The 16,275-nt window shown below is 73.9% G+C and carries 16 protein-coding genes; 6 read left to right on the forward strand and 10 right to left on the reverse strand.

Features of this window, described 5'->3' with window-relative positions:
* Positions 1-16: 16 nt before the first annotated feature.
* The 4 genes from cydB to EAH89_RS23455 form a co-directional block, all read right to left on the reverse strand.
* Positions 17-1,069 carry a cytochrome d ubiquinol oxidase subunit II gene (cydB, locus tag EAH89_RS23435; RefSeq protein ID WP_277753884.1) on the reverse strand — a complete coding sequence of 351 codons (1,053 nt, stop codon included), beginning with the start codon at positions 1,067-1,069 and terminating at the stop codon, positions 17-19.
* Between the two features lie 4 nt (positions 1,070-1,073).
* Positions 1,074-2,669 (reverse strand): cytochrome ubiquinol oxidase subunit I, encoded by a 1,596-nt coding sequence (locus EAH89_RS32740; RefSeq protein WP_241667173.1) that lies wholly within the window; start codon positions 2,667-2,669, stop codon positions 1,074-1,076.
* An 87-nt stretch (positions 2,670-2,756) separates the two neighbouring features.
* Complete coding sequence (locus EAH89_RS23450; RefSeq protein ID WP_241667174.1) at positions 2,757-3,074, reverse strand: hypothetical protein; 318 nt, start codon at positions 3,072-3,074, stop codon at positions 2,757-2,759.
* A gap of 219 nt (positions 3,075-3,293) precedes the next feature.
* Positions 3,294-5,633 carry a mechanosensitive ion channel domain-containing protein gene (locus EAH89_RS23455; RefSeq protein WP_140886137.1) on the reverse strand — a complete coding sequence of 780 codons (2,340 nt, stop codon included), beginning with the start codon at positions 5,631-5,633 and terminating at the stop codon, positions 3,294-3,296.
* A gap of 227 nt (positions 5,634-5,860) precedes the next feature.
* Here EAH89_RS23455 and truB point away from each other — a divergent pair, with 227 nt between their 5' ends.
* Positions 5,861-6,946, forward strand: a complete 1,086-nt coding sequence (truB, locus tag EAH89_RS23460; RefSeq protein ID WP_194152362.1) for a tRNA pseudouridine(55) synthase TruB — start codon at positions 5,861-5,863, stop codon at positions 6,944-6,946.
* A 29-nt stretch (positions 6,947-6,975) separates the two neighbouring features.
* Entirely contained in the window at positions 6,976-7,242 is a 267-nt protein-coding gene (rpsO, locus tag EAH89_RS23465; protein ID WP_456306530.1) for a 30S ribosomal protein S15, read from the forward strand.
* Positions 7,243-7,351: 109 nt separating this feature from the next.
* On the opposite strand, the gene EAH89_RS23470 is transcribed toward rpsO, so the two are convergent.
* The gene (locus EAH89_RS23470; protein ID WP_140886139.1) at positions 7,352-7,795 is read right to left on the reverse strand and encodes a hypothetical protein; all 444 of its coding nucleotides are present in this window, start codon (positions 7,793-7,795) and stop codon (positions 7,352-7,354) included.
* Positions 7,796-7,955: 160 nt separating this feature from the next.
* Between EAH89_RS23470 and sppA the strand changes: the two genes are divergently transcribed.
* The 4 genes from sppA to EAH89_RS23490 all read left to right on the forward strand — a co-directional run bounded on the left by sppA (position 7,956) and on the right by EAH89_RS23490 (position 10,966).
* Entirely contained in the window at positions 7,956-8,975 is a 1,020-nt protein-coding gene (gene sppA, locus EAH89_RS23475) for a signal peptide peptidase SppA (RefSeq protein ID WP_140886140.1), read from the forward strand.
* Positions 8,976-9,020: 45 nt separating this feature from the next.
* Complete coding sequence (ihfB, locus tag EAH89_RS23480; RefSeq protein WP_140886141.1) at positions 9,021-9,341, forward strand: integration host factor subunit beta; 321 nt, start codon at positions 9,021-9,023, stop codon at positions 9,339-9,341.
* A 64-nt stretch (positions 9,342-9,405) separates the two neighbouring features.
* Entirely contained in the window at positions 9,406-9,765 is a 360-nt protein-coding gene (locus EAH89_RS23485; protein ID WP_140886142.1) for a lipopolysaccharide assembly protein LapA domain-containing protein, read from the forward strand.
* A gap of 10 nt (positions 9,766-9,775) precedes the next feature.
* Positions 9,776-10,966 carry a fumarylacetoacetate hydrolase family protein gene (locus EAH89_RS23490; protein WP_140886143.1) on the forward strand — a complete coding sequence of 397 codons (1,191 nt, stop codon included), beginning with the start codon at positions 9,776-9,778 and terminating at the stop codon, positions 10,964-10,966.
* 3 nt (positions 10,967-10,969) lie between these two features.
* Here EAH89_RS23490 and EAH89_RS23495 read toward each other — a convergent pair whose 3' ends face one another.
* From EAH89_RS23495 to infB, 5 genes are all read right to left on the reverse strand, one after another.
* Positions 10,970-11,473 (reverse strand): hypothetical protein, encoded by a 504-nt coding sequence (locus EAH89_RS23495; RefSeq protein WP_206667657.1) that lies wholly within the window; start codon positions 11,471-11,473, stop codon positions 10,970-10,972.
* An 87-nt stretch (positions 11,474-11,560) separates the two neighbouring features.
* On the reverse strand, positions 11,561-12,580 hold the full coding sequence (locus EAH89_RS23500) for an apurinic/apyrimidinic endonuclease family protein (RefSeq protein ID WP_140886144.1): 1,020 nt from the start codon (positions 12,578-12,580) through the stop codon (positions 11,561-11,563).
* Positions 12,581-12,626: 46 nt separating this feature from the next.
* Positions 12,627-12,995 (reverse strand): acyl-CoA thioesterase, encoded by a 369-nt coding sequence (locus tag EAH89_RS23505; RefSeq protein WP_140886154.1) that lies wholly within the window; start codon positions 12,993-12,995, stop codon positions 12,627-12,629.
* A gap of 23 nt (positions 12,996-13,018) precedes the next feature.
* On the reverse strand, positions 13,019-13,459 hold the full coding sequence (rbfA, locus tag EAH89_RS23510) for a 30S ribosome-binding factor RbfA (protein WP_140886145.1): 441 nt from the start codon (positions 13,457-13,459) through the stop codon (positions 13,019-13,021).
* 108 nt (positions 13,460-13,567) lie between these two features.
* Positions 13,568-15,487: a translation initiation factor IF-2 gene (gene infB / locus EAH89_RS23515; RefSeq protein WP_408906317.1), complete on the reverse strand. Its 1,920-nt coding sequence runs from the start codon at positions 15,485-15,487 to the stop codon at positions 13,568-13,570.
* Positions 15,488-16,275 lie beyond the last annotated feature (788 nt).

Raw genomic sequence — 16,275 nt, forward strand, 5'->3', positions numbered from 1 at the left:
CTTAGTGCCCCATCCTCTAATGGTAGCCGCTCTCGTGCGTGACCTTGCCGCGGAACAGCCAGTAGACGTAGCCCGTGTAGGCGAGGATCACCGGGATCAGCACCGCCGCGCCCACCAGCAGGAAGCCCTGCGAGGCCGGCGGCGCCGCGGCCTCCCAGATGCTGAAGGCCGGCGGCACGATCATCGGCCACATCGACACGCCGAGCCCGGCATAGGACAGGGCGAAGAGCCCGAGCGCGAGCAGGAAAGGCCGCGCGTCTACCATCCCGCCATGCCCCGTGTCCTCCGCCAGCGCGTGGAAGAAGCGCCAGATGAGGAAGGCCACCAGCACGGGCACGGGCGCCGCGAACAACAGGTTCGGGAAGGTCAGCCAACGTGCCGCGAAGGCCGGCTGCAGGAAGGGCATGATGGCGGAGACGAGCGCGATCGCCGCCACCGTCGCCAGCGCGAAGCGCCAGGCAAGCGTGGCCGCGCGCGCGTGCAGCGGCCCCTCCGTCTTCCACAGCAGCCAGCAGGCGCCGAGCAGCGCGTAGCCCGCCATGAGCGCCCCGCCCGTCAGCACCGAGAAGGGCGAGAGCCAGTCCCACCACCCCCCGGCATAGGAGCGGCCGCTCACCTCGATCCCCTGCACGAAGGCGCCGAGCGCGATCCCCTGCGTGAAGGCCGCGACCATCGACCCCCAGGAGAAGGCCCGGTCCCACCAGAGCTGCTGCGTCCCGTTCTCCGCCCGGAAGCGCATCTCGAAAGCGACGCCCCGGAACACGAGCGCGAGCAGCATGAGGATGAGCGGCATGTAGAGCGCGGGCAGCACCACGGCGTAGGCCAGCGGGAACACCGCCAGCAGCCCGCCGCCGCCCAGCACCAGCCAGGTCTCGTTGCCGTCCCAGACGGGCGCCACCGTGTTCACGGCGACGTCCCGCTCCGCCTTCTCCGGCAGGAAGGGGAACAGGATCCCGATGCCGAGGTCGAAGCCGTCCATGCAGACGTAGAGGAACACGGCCAGCGCAATCAGCACCGCCCAGATCAGCGGCAGCCAGAAGGCCCAGCCGGTGAGCAGCATCGGGTCCATCGCCCTACTCCGCCGGCTGCAGCTCGGGCGCGGCGCCCGGCTTGGAGGAGGAGATCGGCGTGATCCCCGCGGTGCGGATCGGCTGGCCCTGCGGCGGCGCGCCCTCCTGCGGGCGCGGCGTCTGCTGGAACAGCTTGAACAGGTACCAGATGCCCGCCCCGAAGACGACGAAGTAGACCACCACGAAGGCCGCAAGCGAGGTCGCGACCGCCGGCAGCGCGACCGGCGAGGCGCTGTCGGCCGTGCGCAGCATCCCGTAGATCGTGAAGGGCTGCCGCCCCGCCTCGGTGACGATCCAGCCGGCCGTCACGGCCACCAGCCCCGCGGGCCCCATCGCGATCGCGGCGCGCAGCAGCCAGGGCGTGCTGTCGAGCCGCCCGCGCCACCGCATCACGCCGCCCGCGACGCCGAGCGTGATCATCAGCAGCCCGAGCCCCACCATCACCCGGAAGGACCAGAACACCAGCGGGATGTTCGTCGGCCACTGGTCGCGCGGGATGTCGTTCAGCCCGCGCACCTCGCCGTTCCAGTCATGCGTGAGGTAGAGGCTGGCGAGGTTCGGGATCGCCACCTGCATCCGCGTCTCGCCGGCCGCCGCGTCGGGCAGGCCGAACAGGATGGCGGGCGCGCCGCGCTCGGTCGGGAAGTGCCCCTCCATCGCCGCCACCTTGGCGGGCTGGTGCTCGTGGGTGTTGCCCCCGTGCAGGTCGCCCAGCACGGCCTGGATGGGCGCGACGATGAGCAGCATCCACATCGCCATCGAGAACATCAGCCGCGCGCGCGGGTTGGGCCCCGTCTCGCTCGCCTCGGCCCCGCGCTCGGCGCCGGCGCTGCCGGGCGCGGGCCGCACCGCCGCCGCCTCGCCGTCCACCGCGTCCTCCGAGGTGAAGGCCGCGCCCCGCCGGGCGGAGGAGGCGCTCTCCATTCCCGCGTCCCGCACCGCGAGCCGCCCCTGGCGCTCCCGCAGCAGGTGCCAGGCGCCCACCGCGCCGACGATCAGCGCCGTCGTCAGGTAGGCGCCCGTGACGGTGTGCGCGAGCCGGTAGGGGAAGGAGGGGTTGAAGATCACCGCCCACCAGTCCTCGGGCACGAAGCGCCCGTCCGGCAGCAGCGCGTAGCCGGCCGGCGTGTGCAGCCAGGAATTCGCCGAGAGGATCCAGAAGGCCGAGAAGAAGGTGCCCGTCGCCACCAGCGCGGTGGCCAGCATGTGCAGCCCCTTGCCCACCCGGTCCATGCCGAACAGCATCACGCCGAGGAAGCCGGCCTCGAGGAAGAAGGCCGTCAGCACCTCGTAGCCCATCAGCGGCCCGATCACCGCCCCCGCCTTGTCCGACAGCACCGCCCAGTTCGTGCCGAACTGGTAGGACATCACGATCCCCGACACGACGCCCATGGCGAAGGCCACCGCGAAGATCTTCAGCCAGTAGCGGAAGGTGTCGAGGTAGACGGCCTTGCCCGTCCACAGCCACAGCCCCTCCAGCACGGCCAGGTAGCTGGCCAGCCCGATGGTGAAGGCGGGAAAGAGGAAGTGCCAGACGACCGTGAAGGCGAACTGGAAGCGCGCGAGGTCGAGGGCGCTGGGCAGCAGGGCGTCGATCATGGGGGTACACCTTCCATGACGGGAAATGGGCATTGCTGCGCCGCACACAAGCGGTTTTGCGCCCCGCTTGGCCCCCTCCGGCCCTCCTCAGCCCAGTGGCCGCACCCTCCCGTGCTCCACCTCCAGCCGCGTCACGCCGATGACCGAGCGCAGGTTGCCCGCGACAAGGTGCACCATGCCCTCGGGCACCGCCACCGCGATCTCCACCCGCATCGCCTCCCCCTCGCGCGCCGCGCGGAAGCGCTCGGGCGTCACGTCGCGCTTGGCGAGCGGCTGCAGCAGGCGCGGCAGCAGCCCGGGCGAGGGCTCGGCCCGCAGGAGGTAGCGGACGGCCAGCACGCGCTCCCCCGTGTCGTCGGAGGGAACGGTCGCCGCGAGAAGGGCGCCGGGAACGGCATCGAACATGGGGGTGTCTTCCGAGGGAGGGGCGGGGGCTCTGGCCCGGCCGCCCGCCCGCGACGCGGGGCAACGCCCGCGTGCCGGTCAGGCGACCGGGAGGGTAATTCGGGGCATCGGGCGCCCCCCCTGCATTCGGAAGAAGGTCATGGGAGGAACCCTATGGCAGGCGCGGCCGAACGCAAGCGCCCATCCGGGGGGCAGCCATGCGCGCGGCGCGGCCCGCCCTCACGCCGCGATCGCCGCCGCGTCCTCCTCCGGCGTCGCCTCCGGCGCCTTCCGCCAGGGCGAGTTGATCTGGATGCCCTCCGCGTCGAAGCGCGCCTGGATGCGGCGGTAGAGCTCCCGCGCCACCGGGTTGCGCTGGGAGGGATCGGTCTTCATCCGCGCCCGCATCACCACGCCGGTCTCGAGCAGCTTGTCCACGCCCATCACGTCGATGTCGTCGCGCACCACCCCGCCCCAGCGCGGCTCCGCCCGCATCTCGGCCGAGATCTCCTTCAGCACGCGCACCACCCGGTCCGTGTCCTCGCCGTAGGCGAGCGAGAGCTCGACCACCGCAAAGGCGAAGTCGCGCGTCATGTTCGTCACCGAGGTGACGGTGCTGAAGGGAATGATGTGCAGCGACCCGTCGAGCGCGCGCAGCCGGATGCTGCGGATCGAGAGCTGCTCCACCACCCCCGTCATCGTCGCGATCTGCACGGTGTCACCGACCGCGACCGCGTCCTCCAGCAGCAGGAACATGCCGGTGATGACGTCCTTCACCAGCGTCTGCGAGCCGAAGCCGATGGCGACGCCGACCACGCCGGCGCCGGCGATCAGCGGCGCCACGTTCACCCCGATCTCGCTGAGGATGTTCAGCGCCACGAAGATCATGATGACGATCAGCAGCGCGGTGCGGAGCATCGGCAGCAGCGTGCGGATGCGGGCCGAGCGCGCGGCCTGGGTGTCGCGGGAAAGCTTCGTCAGCCGCCGCTGGATGGCCGCGTTCGCCACCTCCCACACCGTCACCGCCGCCAGCACCGTCAGCCCGATGGAAACCAGGCTGCCGATCAGCCGGGCGCCGAGCTGCCCGCGCCGGAACCAGGCGAAGGCGTCGATCCCCCAGGTCTCCAGCAGGAAGAGGAAGGCCACCAGCGTCACCACGGTCGAGACGACGCCCTTCAGCACCGGCAGGTAGCGGTTCGCCCGCCCCTCCAGCCCCGGGTAGCGCTTGGCCAGGTCCGGCGTGATGCGGAAGCCCCGGTGCAGCAGCCGCCGCAGCCCCTCGTCCACCAGCTTGGCGACGCCGAGCACGGCCAGCGTCACCGCGCTCGCCTTCAGCAGGCGGGGGAAGCCGTCCCGCACCTCCAGCGCCCAGACCCCCCAGAGCGCGAGGAGGTAGAGGATGGCGAGCACGTGCCAGATCTCCGCCAGCCGGTCCCGCAGCGCCCGGAACATCCGGCGCGAGCGGTCGGGATGGTCCCCCGGCTTCAGGTCCGGCGCGCGCAGCTTGTCGGCCACCACGTGCCGGTTCTGCATGACCACGATGATGAGGAACAGCGACACGATGAGCAGCGAGAGCCGCGTGATCGCGTCGTAGACGGCCCAGGGCACGCCGAACAGCAGCCCGGCCTCCGCCACCGCCCAGCCCACCACCAGCACCGCCACGATGCGGCGCAGCCAGACCGTGATGTAGGCCGCCGTCTCGTCGTGCATCGGCACGAGCCGCAGGTGCGCGGAGTTGGGCGAGAACAGCATGCGGGACGCCAGCATCACCGCGCGGATGGCGATGTAGGCGTTGTTCGCCAGCAGCAGCACGAGCTCCGTCGTCGGCAGCGGCTGCACCGCGCGGATCAGCCCGTAGGAGATCACCGCGAAGGCGCCGACGGGCAGCAGGTCGAGCGCGAGCCGCGCGAGCACGAAGGGGAAGCGCCGCAGCCAGTTCCACACCGTCGCGCGGCCGGGCTTGGGCGCGTCCGGCGCCCGCGCGTCCAGCCGGTCCCGCCAGCGCGAGAGCCCCCGCCAGACGAGCCATTCCGCCAGCAGCCCGAGCCCGAAGAGCAGCACGAGCTTCCAGGAGGCATCCACCACCCGCGCCTGCGTCACCGGGTCCCGCGCGACGCCCGAGGCCCAGGAGACGATGTTCGGCAGGTCCGTCACCGCCTGCACGCCCGAGACGACCTGGTCCGACAGCAGCGCCAGCCGCTGCGAGGCCCCCATCATGAGCTGCGCGCCGAGCGTGTTGGGCGCGAGGATCCCGGCCTCGGCCGGCGCCTCCGCCGGGGCGGTCGGGGCGCCCGCGGCCGCCGGCGTGGGGGCCGCGGCCGTGCCGCCCCCCGCCTCCGCCGCGGCGGGCGCGGCCGCCGGGGCCCCCGCCGGCGCCGCGCGCGAGGCGGCCGAGAGGGCCTCGAGGTTCCGGATCAGCTCCCCCCGCCGGGCATCGTCCCGCAGCAGGCCGAGCAGCCGTTCCGCCTCCGCCGGGCTGGCCGCGGCCGGAGCAGGAACCGAGGCAGGCCGGGCCGGCGCCTGCGCGAGGGCCGGCCCGCCGAGGAGGAGGGCGAGCAGGATCAGGGAGGGGAAGCGCATGGGCCGGGTTTGGACCCCAGCGCAACCACCGAGGTCAAGTTCCGTGACGTTACCGCGCCCCGGACAGGGCCCGCCCCCGGCCGGGCCGCCGCGCGCAACCCTCTCCCGCGCGCATCGCCGCGTGCGCCCGGCCGCGCCCGGTGCTAGAGGGCCGCCCTCCCCGGCCGGGGAGACAGGGTGGTGGCCGCGTTCGCGCCGGTCCGAATGACGGAAGGGGCAGGTCGCGCATGACGGGCGGGGATGCGGCGAAGGACGGTGCGGGGAACGGCGGGCGCCACGGCTTCGCCCCGGGAAGCGGCGGTGATCGCGGCAAGGGCGGCGGCAAGGGCCCGAAGGGCGGCGGCCCCCGAGGGCCCAAGGGTGGCCCGCGCGGGCGCAACCGCGTCCCCAAGGGCCGCCCGCTGGACGGCTGGCTGATCATCGACAAGCCCACGGGCATGGGCTCCACCGACGTCGTCACGAAGCTCAAGCGCGCCTTCGACGCCCAGAAGGTCGGCCACGGCGGCACGCTGGACCCGCTGGCCACCGGCCTGCTGCCCATCGCCTTCGGCGCCGCCACCAAGGCCGTGCCCTACGTGATGGACAGCACGAAGATCTACCGCTTCACGCTGCGCATGGGCGACGAGCGCGATTCGGACGACGCCGACGGCCGCACCATCGCGACCTCCGCCTACCGCCCGACGAACGAGCAGATCGAGGCGGCCCTGCCCGCCTTCCGCGGCGACATCATGCAGGTCCCGCCCATCTACTCCGCCATCAAGGTCGCCGGCGAGCGCGCCTACGACCTCGCGCGGGAGGGCCAGGCGGTGGAGCTCGCCGCCCGCCCCGCGCGCGTTGATCGCTTCGAGCTGGTCGAGCGCCTGGACGACGACACCGCGGTCTTCCACGTCGAGAGCGGCAAGGGCGTCTACATGCGGAGTCTCGCCCGCGACCTCGCCCGCGCCGCCGGCACGGTGGGCCACATCGCCGCCCTCCGGCGGCTGCGGGTCGGCCCCTTCCGCGAGGAGCACGCGATTCCGCTGGACAGCCTCATCGTTACGGGGGATACCCCGCCCCCTTCCCCGGCGCTTCTGCTGCCGGTGACGACCGCGCTGGACGACATCCCGGCCCTGGCCGTCACCGACGCCGAAGCCGCCCGTCTCTCGTTCGGCCAGGAGATCTCCCTGGTGGAATTCATGGGCCGGGTTCCTCAGGCGGCCCGGCCCGATGGTGGCCTCGTTCGCGTGTTGGTGGGGGAGCGCCTGATGGGACTGTGCAGGCTCGGGGATGGATTGCTCCATCCCGAGCGTTGGCTCGCCCGCGGCGGATCCTGAAGCCCCGTACCTAGGATATCCCGATGTCGATGATCTCCCCCGAGCGCCGCACGGCGCTCATCAAGGAATACGCGACCGTCCCCGGCGACACCGGCTCGCCCGAGGTCCAGGTCGCCCTGCTCTCCGAGCGCATCACCTCGCTCACCGAGCACATGAAGGCCCACCCGAAGGACTTCCACTCGCGCCGCGGCCTCCTCGTGCTCGTCGGCCAGCGCCGCGGGCTGCTGGACTACGTCAAGCGCAAGAACCACCAGCGCTACGAGAGCCTCATCGGGCGCCTCGGCCTGCGCCGCTGAGGCCACGCGCCGAATCGGACTGAAAGGGGGAGGGCGGTGCCCTCCCTTTTTTCATGCCCGGCTTTTCACGCCCGGCCGCTGCCCTGTTCGCCGCCCGGGTGCCGCCGCCTCAGCGCTGCGCCCGCCGCTGCGCCGCGACCGCCGCGGCCGGCGCCCCCACCCGCGTCGCCTGGTCGTCCCGCGCGCCCGTGATGTTCGCGCCACAGGTTCCGTTCTCCACCATCTGCCGGTAGCCCGAGGCCGTCGGCCCGCAGGCCCGGACGAGATCGTCCCGCGCCGAGCCCCGCGCGTCGAAGACGTCGCGCACGAACTTGTCCACCTCGGTGTTCGCCTGCGCCCGGTCCGCCGGCGCCTTGGGCGAGGCGGCGATGCAGGCCCGCCAGGCCGCCACCGCGTCGTCGCAGGTCGCGTTCCCCGTGGAGGGCGGCGTCACCGCGTTGGCGATCGCGCGCGAGCGAAGCTGGGCACCGCCCGGTGTCGGGCCCGTGCCCTGCGCCAGGACGCCGGGGGCGGCCAGCACCAGGGCGGCCAGGAGGGGGAGAGAGGGACGCATCGGGGGGTTCCGTTGGCTTCGCCGGCGCGCGGGGCGGCTCGCGGGAAAGAGAGCGCATCCTAGGGCCGCGGCCCGCTCCCGTCACGCAACAATCCCCCCCGTCGAACCCCGGCCCGCAACGCCCCTGGCGCCCGTGCCCGAGGTCGCGCATACGCGGCGGATGGCCGATCCCCTTCCCACCCCCGCCCCCGCCGCGTCCCCCGGCGGGCTGGAGGCGGACCTCCTGCTCGACCGCCGGCGCCTCAAGCGCAGCCGCGGCCTCTGGCGGGCGCTCGCGGTCCTCGTGGTGCTCGCCGCCGGCGCCCTCGCCTTCGCCGGCACGCGGGACGACACCCCCCCGGCCCTGGCCGGGCTCGGCCTCGGCGGCCCCCATCTCCTGCGCCTGACGGTCTCCGGCACCATCACCGACGACCGCCCCCTGCTGGAGGCGATCGACCGGGCGGCGAAGTCCGCCTCGGTCCGCGGCATGCTGCTCGCGGTGGACAGCCCCGGCGGCACCGTGGCCGGCGGCGAATCGCTGCACGCCGCCCTCACCCGCTTCCGCGACGCCGGCAAGCCCGTGGTCGCCCTCTTCGGCGGCACCGCGGCCTCGGCCGGCTACATGATCGCCATGCCCGCCGAGCGCATCCTGGCGCGGGAGAGCAGCGTCACCGGCTCGATCGGCGTGCTGCTGCAGTCCTTCGACGCCCACGAAATCCTGGAGCGCCTCGGCGTCCGCGCCGAGACCATCGCCTCCGGCCCGCTGAAGGACCAGCCCAGCCCCTTCCGCCCGCTGAGCGAGGAGGGCCGCGCCGCCCTCACGGCCGTGGTGTCGGACCTGCACGCCATGTTCATCCGCATGGTCGCCGAGGGCCGCCGCCTGCCCGAGGACCGCGTCCGCGCCCTCGCCGACGGCCGCATCATGACCGGCCGCCAAGCCGTCGCCGCCGGCCTCGTGGACGCCATCGGCGGCGAGCCCGAGGCCCGCGCCCACCTCGCCGCCGCCCACAACATCCCGGCGGACATGCCGGTGCGCGACCTCCGCGCCCGCGACCTGCGCGAGCGGGCCTTCGGCGCGACCTTCGGGGAGGCGCTCGGCGCCAGCCTGGCCACAGCGCTCGGCCAAGTCCTGAAAAGCGTGGTTTCAGAAGGACTTGGCGTTGACGGCGCCCGGGCGGTTTGGCAGCCTTCCGGCCGCTGAGCCCCCGATCCGGGCCGGGAGAAACCGTGTGATGACCAGGCCTGGATGACGAAGTCGGAACTCATCGCGGCGCTCGCGGCCGCCAACCCGCACCTGCGCCAGCCCGACGTGGAGCTGATCGTGGCGACGATCTTCGAGGAGATCACCGCCGCCCTCTCCCGCGGCGACCGCGTGGAGCTGCGCGGCTTCGGCGCCTTCTCCGCCAAGAAGCGCGACCCCCGCACCGGCCGCAACCCCCGCACCGGCGAGTCCGTTGCGGTCTCCGGCAAGGCCGTTCCCTACTTCAAGCCCGGCAAGGAGCTGCGCGAGCGGGTCAACGGCGGCCCCCTCCAGCAATCCCGCCGCACCGCCGCGGCGCGCGACTGACACCCGCCGACCGCGGCGGCCACCACCCGCCGCCAGCGGCGGCCCTCACCTTGGGAGAGACCCCATGCTGCGCTGGCTGCTGATCCTGCCGCTCCTCGTCGTGCTGATCCTCTTCGCGCTGTCCAACCAGCAGCCGGCCGGGGTCTCCCTCTGGCCCTTCGACCTCACCTGGCAGGCGCCGCTCGCCACCGTGGTGCTTCTCTTCGCGGCCCTCGCCTTCCTCCTCGGCGCCCTCGTTTCCTGGGCGGCCGGCGGGCGGGGTCGCGCCCGGGCGCGGGCCCGCATCCGGGAGGGCGAGATCGCCCAGGCCGAGCTCAACACCCTCCGCGCCCGCGAGGCGCGCCGCGTGGAGGCCGAGACCGTCGCCCGCGACGAGGCCATGTATTCCGGCACCGGCAGCCGCGCCGTCCGCGTCGCCGGCTAGGGGCCGCCCCATGCCCGCCGTCCGGCTCGATCCCGCCCGCGTCCTTCCCGCCGACCACGCCCGCGCCGCCCTCGTCGGCCGCGCCTGGCGCCCCGAGCACGAGGGCCCCGCCGTCGTGGCCCTTCGCGGCGAGGACGTCATCGACGTCACCCCCCGCTTCCTCACCGTCTCCGCCCTCTGCGAGGAGGCCGACCCTGCCGCCGCCCTCGCCGCGGCGGATGGCGAGCGCGTCGGCACCCTCGCCGACCTCCTCGCCAACACGCCGCCCGACGCGCGTGACCCCGCCCGCCCCTGGCTGCTCGCCCCCCTGGACCTGCAGGCGATCAAGGCCGCCGGCGTCACCTTCGCCGTCTCCATGCTCGAGCGCGTCATCGAGGAGCGCGCCCGCGGCAACCCCGCCGCCGCCGCGGCCATCCGCGAGGAGGTGGTGCGCCTCGTTGGCGACGACCTCTCCCGCCTCCGCCCCGGATCGCCCGAGGCGATGCGGCTGAAGGAGGTCCTCGTCGCCCAGGGCGCCTGGAGCCAGTACCTGGAGGTCGGCATCGGCCCGGACGCCGAGATCTTCACCAAGGCGCCCCCCATGTCCGCCGTCGGCACCGGCATGGACGCGGGCCTGCACCCCGCCTCCTCCTGGAACAACCCGGAGCCGGAGGTGGCGCTCGCCGTCTCCTCGCGCGGCGCCATCGTCGGCGCGACGCTGGGCAACGACGTGAACCTTCGCGACGTGGAGGGGCGCTCCGCCCTGCTGCTGGGCAAGGCGAAGGACAACAACGCCGCCTGCGTCCTCGGCCCCTTCCTCCGCCTCTTCGACGGCGCCTTCACGCTCGACACCATCCGCCAGACGACCGTCACGCTGGTGGTGGAGGGCGACGACGGCTTCCGGATGGAGGGCTCCTCCTCCATCGCGCGGATCAGCCGCGACCCCGCCGACCTCGTCGGCCAGATGATCGGGCCGCACCATCAGTATCCGGACGGCGCCGTGCTCTTCCTCGGCACCATGTTCGCCCCCGTCGAGGACCGCGGCGCCCCCGGCAAGGGCTTCACCCACGCCCATGGCGACCGCGTGACCATCGCCGCGCCCGAGCTCGGCGCCCTGATCAACCGCATGCGCGCGACGAACGAGTGCGAGCCCTGGACCTTCGGCGCGGGCCAGCTCATGCGCGCCCTCGCCCGCCGCGGCCTGCTCGGCGCCGCGCGCTAGCGACTACCGGTAGGGTCCCCGCTCCGGGGACCCGCCGGCGTGCCGCCCGCCTTGCACCAGCCGGTCCGCGACGGCGCCGGCCGCGAAGGCGTAGACCCCCTTGTGGAGGAGGTCGACGACCTGCTCCCCCACCGGCCAGGTCCAGGGCGGCGCCCCCACGCCCGTCGCGTTCTCGAGCGACTGGTCGTTCAGCAGCCGCAGGTTGAGGAACAGGAAGGACCCCATCGGCCCCCGCAGCCCGCCCCTGGCCATCACCGCCCGCGCGACGCCGAGCGCAATTCCCTGCCCCCAGTGCATCGCCCAGTTCAGCCCGAGCCGCTCCCGGTCGGGACGGTGCGGCAGGCCCAGCACCCGCTCCAACGTGTGCGCGGGCACGTAGGAGTTCGGACGCCCGGTGAGGGCCTGCTCGATCTTCTCCGCCGCCGTCATGGCGGCGACGCCGGCCAGCCCCGCGAGCAACCCCCGCAGCACCAGCCCGGCCGCGCCCTCGTCCTGTTCACCCGCCATGCCGCTTCCCTCGCGTTCTGTTCGTCGCAACGGACGTCCCGCGTTCCAAACACGCCCGGCGCGGCCGGGGTTTCGGCCGCGCCGCGCTCAGGCCATCACGGGAAAGCAGACCCCGGCGAACTCCGCGCTCGCCAGGTTCTTGTCCTTCGCCTCCACCTCGATGTCCCCCCAGGCGAGGTGCCGCGCGGCCCAGGCGGCGTGCGCGCGGTTCCACAGCCGTGTCGCGTGCGCGCGCAGGTCCCGCGCGGTGCAGCCCGCCGCGATCAGCGCGTCCCGGTCCGGCAGCACGTCGGGGTCCTGCCCCGGCGTCAGCTCCGGCCGCGGGGCGCTGACGTGCAGCACCGGCCGCGTGCCGCGCCAGGATTCGATCACGCGCGCGACGCGCGGGTCCTCCGGCTGGATGTACTCCCCCGTCACCACCCAGTGGTGGTGCAGGTCGAGGACGATTGGCAGCGCGTCCGCCAGCGGCAGGAGGTCCTCCAGCCCGTAGGCGGTCTCCTCGTTCTCCACCGTCAGCAGCCCGCGCGCCTCGGCCGAGAGAAGCTTCAGCCCCTCCCGGAAGGCCTCGATCCCCGCCGCCCGCGCGCCCGCGTGGACGTTGATGTGCGCGCCATGGGGGTGCCATCCCCCGGCGTGGCCGAGCAGGCGCATCACCTCCGTGTGGTACTCGAGGTCCGCCACCGCCGCCCGTTGCGTTCCCTCGCGCTCCGTCGCCAGCACCGTGTACTGCCCGGGGTGGAGCGAGAGCCGCACGCCGCCGCGCCGCGCGGCCTCCCCGGCCGGCGCCAGGCTCGTCTCCACCAGCCGCCGCAGCACGGGCTCGTCGTAGAGGGGGCGGATGGCCGGGTGGCTGTAGGCGGGCAGCACGTTGCTCGCCATCCGCATGGCCCGCTGCCCCGGCGGAAGCTGCGCGGTGCGCGAGACCTGCCCTAGCAGCGTCTCCCCGTTCACCCGCACGAGGCCGATGAGCTTGTCGATCGCGGCGGTCGGCTCCAGCCGCTGCAGCGCGGTCACGGTCGTGTCGCGCAGGTTCAGCGCGGCCTGCTCCTTCACGGGCAGGGAGGGGTCGAGCCAGTTGCAGACCCAGGCGATGCGAGGCGTGTCCATGACCACCCCAACGGGGGACGAGAGGGGAAGGTTTGCCCCCCGCCGGTCAGCTCCCCTCCGCCGGCAGCGGCCGCGGCCGCCCGTCGGTGTCGAGCGCCACGAAGGTGAAGGCCGCCTCCGTCACGCGCTCGCGCAGATCAGAATGCCGCTCCCGCCGCCAGGCCTCCACCTGCACGCGCAGCGAGGTCCGCCCCACCGAGAGGATGCGCGCGTAGAGGCTCACCTCGTCGCCCACATGCACCGGCCGGTGGAAGGTCATCCCCTCCACCGCGACCGTCGCGCAGCGCCCGCGCGCCCGGCGGGAGGCCGCGTTGCCGGCGGCGAGGTCCATCTGCGCCATCAGCCAGCCGCCGAAGATGTCGCCCGCCGGGTTCGTGTCGGCGGGCATGGCGATGGTGCGGATCATCGGCGCCATCTCGGGCGGCTGGTGCGGCTCGTTCACGGCGCGGCGTCGTCCGGCCCGGCCTCAGCCTCGGCTTCCGGCGCGCGCGGGCCGAGGTCGCGCGCGACCTCCGGGCGGCGCATCAGCGCGTCGATGTGCATCGCGTGGTCGAGCGCCGTGTCCGCCTGGAAGTGCAGCTCGGGCGCGAACTTCAGCCGCACGGAGCGCGCCACCTGCTTGCGCAGGTCCGGCTGGTTCCGCCGCAGCAGGTCGAGCAGCGCCTTGTCCGCGGTCTGCCCGAGGCGGGAGACGAAGACGGTCATGTGCTTGAGGTCGGGCGAGGCCCGCACCTCGGTCACCGTCACCCGCGTGTCCGCCAGCTCGGGGTCGCGCAGGTCGCCGCGGGCGAGGACGCCGGAGAGGGCGTGCCGCACCTCCTCGGCCACGCGGAGCATCCGCTGGGAGGGCGCCGCGGTCTTGCTGATGTGCTTCGGCATGGAGGGAGCCTCGAAAAGGGTCCGCCGCGCCCGGCGTTCACCGGGCGCGGCGGGGTGGTCGTCCCGAAGGGACGCGGCGAGATGATCACCCCGAAGGGATGGCGCGGATCAGACCGCCGCCACCGTCTCCGTCTCGTAGCACTCGATCTGGTCGTCGACGCGGATGTCGTTGTAGTTCGCGAAGGACATGCCGCACTCGTAGCCGTTCGCGACCTCCTTCACGTCATCCTTGAAGCGACGCAGCGTGGAGAGCGTGCCCTGGTGGATGACCACGCCGTTGCGGAGCAGGCGGACGCCCGCGCCGCGCTTGACCACGCCCTCGGTCACGCGGCAGCCCGCGATGTTGCCGAGCTTCTTGACCTCGAAGACCTGCAGGATCTGCGCGTAGCCGAGGAACTTCTCGCGCTGGATCGGGGCGAGCTTGCCGCGGACCAGCTTCTCGATGTCGTCGGCCACCTCGTAGATGATCGAGTAGTAGCGGATCTCGACGCCGTCCCGCACCGCCAGCTCCCGCGCCTGCACCGTGGCGCGGACGTTGAAGGCGACGACCACCGCGTTGGAGGCCTTGGCGAGCTGGATGTCGCTCTCGGTGATCTGGCCGACCGCCGAGTGCAGCACCCGCACCTTGACCTCGTCGCGCGACAGCTTGCCGAGCGTGACGCCGAGCGCCTCGGAGGAGCCCTGCACGTCCGCCTTGACGACGACGGCCACCTCCTTCTGCTCGCCCGCCTGGATGCGCGCCAGCATGTCGTTCAGCGTGCCGCGCGCGGCGCCGGCCGCGGCCGTCACCTTCTCCCGCGCCTTGCGCTGGCGGAACTCGGTGATCTCGCGCGCCCGCGTCTCGTCCTCGACGGCGACGAAGGTCTCGCCCGCGCCCGGCACGCCGGACAGGCCGAGGATCTCCACCGGCTCCGAGGGCTCCGCGCCGGTCAGCGGGATGCCCATGTCGTCGATGATCGCGCGCACCCGGCCCCACTCGGCGCCGGCCACGACGATGTCGCCCTGGTTGAGCGTGCCCTTCTGCACGAGAACCGTGGCCACCGGGCCGCGCCCCTTGTCGAGCTTGCTTTCCAGCACCGTGCCCTCGGCGGCGCGGTTCGGGTTCGCCTTCAGGTCGAGGATCTCGGCCTGAAGGATGATCGCCTCGAGCAGCTTGTCGAGGTTGGTGCCCTTCGTCGCCGAGACCTGGATCTCCTGGACGTCGCCGCCCAGGGACTCCACGACCACCTCGTGCTGCAGCAGCTCCTGCCGCACGCGGTCGAGGTTCACGCCCTGCTTGTCGATCTTGTTGACCGCCACGATCATCGGCACCGCCGCCGCGCGGGCGTGGCGGATGGCCTCGATCGTCTGCGGCATCACGCCGTCGTCGGCGGCCACCACCAGCACCACCATGTCCGTCACCGACGCGCCGCGGGCGCGCATGGAGGTGAAGGCCTCGTGGCCCGGCGTGTCGATGAAGGTGACCCGGTCCCCGCTGGGGATCTGGATCATGTAGGCGCCGATGTGCTGGGTGATGCCACCCGCCTCCCGGCCCGCCACGTCGGTCTTCCGCAGCGCGTCCAGCAGGCTGGTCTTGCCGTGGTCGACGTGGCCCATGATCGTGACGACCGGCGGGCGCGGCTCCAGCGCCTCCTCGGTGTCGGCCTCGCCCTCGAGCCCCTGCTCCACGTCGCTCTCGGAGATGCGGCGCACGCGGTGGCCGAACTCGGTCGCGACCAGCTCCGCCGTGTCGGCGTCGATGGACTGGGTGATGGTCGCCATCACGCCCATGCGGAACAGGGCCTTCACCACCTCGCCGGCGCGGGCGGCCATGCGGTTCGCCAGCTCCTGCACGGTGATGACGTCGGGGATGATCACGTCGCGGACGACGCGCTCCTGGCCCGAGCGCAGCCGGGCAAGCTCCGCCTGGCGCCGCTCGCGCTCGCGGGCGCGGCGGACGGAGGCGAGGCTGCGGCCGCGGTCGTCATCGCCCTCGATCGCCGCCTGGACGTCGATCCGCCCCTCGCGCTTCCGGTCAGAGGGGTTCATGCCCTTCTTCGCGGGGGCGGGAACGGGCTTGCGGGCCGCGAGCGGGCTGGGCCCGCCGAGGCGCCGCGGCGGCGGACGACGGTTCTCGTCCTCCATGCTCCCGGGCTGCGGGCCCTCGCTGGGGCCGCGCGGGCGCAGCGTCAGCTTGGGGCCGCCGGCGGGCAGGCTGCTCGGCACGGGGCCGGGGCGGCGGGCCGCCAGCGGCGCGCCGGCACCGGGGCCGAAGCCGCCGGGGCCGCCGGCCCGCGGCGGGTAGCCGCCGGCACCACCGGCCGGGCGCGGCGCGTAGCCGCGGTCCCCGCCCGGGCCACCGGCCGGACGCGGGGCGTAGCCGCGATCACCGCCGGGACCACCGGCCGGGCGCGGCGCATAGCCGCGGTCGCCACCCGGGCCACCGGCCGGGCGCGGCGCGTAGCCACGGTCGCCGGACGGACCGGCCGCCGGGCGCTGCACGTAGCCGCGGTCGCCGGACGGGCCGGCGGGCGGGCGCGGCTGCACGTAGCCGCGGTCACCGCTCGGGGCGGCCGGGCGCTGCACGTAGGAGCGGTCGCCGGACGGGGCCGCGGGCGGGCGCGGCTGCACGTAGCCGCGGTCGCCGCTCGGGGCCGCCGGACGCTGCACGTAGGAGCGGTCGCCGCCTGCACCGAGGGCATGTGGGCGGACCTCTACGAGGGCGAGTGCCCGGACGGCTTCGGCTACATCGTCCGCGGCAAGGTGAACGAGATCGGCCACCGCGCGGTGACCACGCCCGGCATCCTCCGCGTGCTCGGCATGGCGCACGCGCGCTT

Origin of the sequence: Muricoccus nepalensis (assembly GCF_006438825.1) — a bacterium.
Taxonomy (GTDB): domain Bacteria; phylum Pseudomonadota; class Alphaproteobacteria; order Acetobacterales; family Acetobacteraceae; genus Roseomonas; species Roseomonas nepalensis.